Below are 2,510 nucleotides of genomic sequence, written 5' to 3' on the forward strand. Positions count from 1 at the left end.
CGGCCTTCCACGCCTGGCTGGAGCAGCGCTGGGGCGCGGCGCCCCTCGTCGAGCTCGACGACCTGCCGGGCGCCCAGGACGAGGGGGCGGCCGACGACGCCGCGCTGCCGGCGCTGCAGGCGAGGTTCGAGGCGTCGGAGTGGGCGTCGCGCACGCCCGTCGCGGTCGAGGTGGCGGTGGAGACGCCGGTGGACGGCACGGTGCTCCGCGGACGCCTGGACGCCGTCTTCCGGACGCCGTCGGGCGGCTACGAGGTCGTCGACTGGAAGACCGGCCGCCCGCCCGCGGCGGGGGACGCGGCCGCGGCGGCCGTGCAGCTGGCCGTGTACCGCCTGGCCTGGTCGCGCGTCGCCGACGTGCCCCTCGAGCAGGTGTCCGCGGCCTTCTTCTACGCGGCCACGGGCACCACGGTGAGACCGGTCGAAGGGCTGGACGAGGCGGCCCTCGTCGCCGTGCTGCGCTCGGCGGCCGTGCTGCCGCCTGAGGCCTGAGGCCTGCCGGCGCCGCACCCCGTCGGTGGTGGCGTGCGCCGCGTCAGCCCCGCGCGGGCACCTCGAGGTCCACGCACAGGGGGCGGTGGTCGCCGACGCCGAGCGCGAGGTCGACCTCGTCCGTGCGCCAGGGCAGCAGCGGGTGGTCGCGCCGGTCGCCGGCGGGCGGCAGCGCGAGGACGTGGTCGAGCTGCCGGGTGGGCTCGGGCAGCGGGTAGGTGGGCCGGGTGACGAGCGCGCGGGCGCGCAGGACGCGCGCGGGCAGCGACCCGGGCAGGTTGAGGTCGCCCACGAGCAGCACCGGCCCCGGGAGGGAGGCCGCCCAGGCGCGCACGGCGCGCAGCTGCCGCAGCCCGACCGGGGGCGCGAAGGACAGGTGGGCCGCGACCACCGTGACGCCGTCGAGCTCGGCCGCCACGGCGACGCGGGGCTCGTCCTGCACGACGAGGAGGCCGGGGCGGTCGGTCGTCGGGTGCCGCACGGGCAGCGGGAGGGGCAGGCCGCCGGCGCGCAGGGGCAGGGCGCTCCAACGGCGCACCGGGCGGCGCACGAGCAGGGCCGTGCCGTAGCGGGGGCGGTCGTCCTCGGGCCAGCGCGGGTCCTCGAGGCGGCCGGCGACGGGCAGCTGCTCGGCGCCGGAGCCGGGGACGCCGAGGACGGTGGGGGCGAAGCGCCAGTCGACGTCGCCGCCCGCGGCGGCCAGAGCCCGGGCGACGACGGACGGCTGGTGGACGCCGCCGGAGCGCTCGGCGCCGACGTCGAGCTCCTGCACCGCGAGGACGTCCGGGGCGACGTCGCCGAGGGCGGCCAGGGCCGCCCCCAGGGCGTCGGCGTCGCGCACGTGGCTCGGTCGCGTGGGGTCGGACGCGCCCGACGTGGAGCTGCCGTCCTCGGCGGGGGCGCCCGATGAGGCCTCGGGCGCGGCGGTGGGCGGGGCGGTGGGCGGGGCCGTGCCCGGCCCGCGCCCGGAGGCGATGTTGGCCGTGGCGACGCGGAGCCTCAGAGCGCCTCGCCCCCCACGTCCGAGTCCAGGTCGCGCAGCATCTGGACGGCGTCGTCGACGACGGACGCGTCGTCGGTCCGGACGCCGTGGAGGAGCCAGCGCACGAGGGCCACCTCGCCGGACAGCTGCGCCCGCACCGGCAGGTGCCGGTCGGGCTGCTCGTGGCGGGCGACCGCGTAGGCCTCGAGGACGGTGTCGAGCGCGTCGGTGTCGGCGCCGACGGCCACCCACGCCAGGTCGTCGGCCGGGTCGCCGACGCGGGCCTCGCCCCACTCGACGACGCCCGTGACGTCGCGGCCGTCGGCGAGGACGCGCTCGGGCGTCAGGTCGCCGTGCAGCAGGCAGGGGGAGAAGCGCCAGCGGCCCACGTCCTCGGTGGCCTTCTCCCACCGGCTGAGCAGGCCCGGCGGCACCTGCCCCGTGCTGGCGGCGCGGTCGAGCTCGACGAGACGGCGCTCGCGATGCTCCTCGGCGGTGTAGCCGGGCAGGCCGACCTCCTCGGCGAGGGAGGCCGGCAGGTCGTGGAGGCGCCCCAGCGCCGTGCCGAGGGAGGAGGACAGGCCGGGCCCGGGGTGCAGGTCGCCCGGGTGCAGGGGCCGCCCCGGGAGGCGGCGGTGGACGACCGCGCGGCCGCCGCCCTTGAGGGCGGCGCTGCCCGCTGGGTCCGGCACGGCGAAGGGGAGGGCGTCGGGCTCGAGCGCGCGCAGGCGCCGCAGCAGCGCCCCCTCCTGCTCGAGCAGGAGGCCGGAACCGGCGTCGACGGGCGCGCGCACGACCCACTCGGCGCCCGCGTCGTCGGCCACGACGGCCGCGTCCACCTCCTCGCCCACGCCGTCCTCGACGCCCGCGCGGCGGGCTCCGGAGACCACGAGCCCGGGGACGGCGGCGCTGGCGAGGGCCGCGAGCACGAGGGGGGAGCGGGGCACCGGCACACGGTAGACGCCCGGGGCGCTCCCGCACGCGCGGCGCGGCTCCCCGTGCGGGTGGCCGTGCGGCTGGGCGACCGGGTGGGCGCG

General features: G+C 80.0%; 3 protein-coding genes. 1 reads left to right on the forward strand and 2 read right to left on the reverse strand.

Features of this window, described 5'->3' with window-relative positions; genetic code table 11:
- Positions 1 to 491 (forward strand): PD-(D/E)XK nuclease family protein (locus tag HLB09_RS15685; protein ID WP_171204254.1); only part of this gene is annotated, 491 nt, incomplete at its 5' end.
- Positions 492 to 534: 43 nt separating this feature from the next.
- Here the strand turns inward: HLB09_RS15685 and HLB09_RS15690 are convergent.
- Both HLB09_RS15690 and HLB09_RS15695 read right to left on the reverse strand, forming a co-directional pair.
- A complete protein-coding gene (locus HLB09_RS15690) occupies positions 535 to 1,332 on the reverse strand; it encodes an endonuclease/exonuclease/phosphatase family protein (protein WP_171204255.1) in 798 nt (265 codons plus the stop codon).
- A gap of 158 nt (positions 1,333 to 1,490) precedes the next feature.
- Complete coding sequence (locus HLB09_RS15695; protein ID WP_171204256.1) at positions 1,491 to 2,420, reverse strand: phosphotransferase; 930 nt, start codon at positions 2,418 to 2,420, stop codon at positions 1,491 to 1,493.
- Positions 2,421 to 2,510 lie beyond the last annotated feature (90 nt).

It is taken from the genome of Pseudokineococcus marinus, assembly GCF_013004605.1.
GTDB classification, from domain to species: Bacteria; Actinomycetota; Actinomycetes; order Actinomycetales; family Quadrisphaeraceae; genus Pseudokineococcus; species Pseudokineococcus marinus.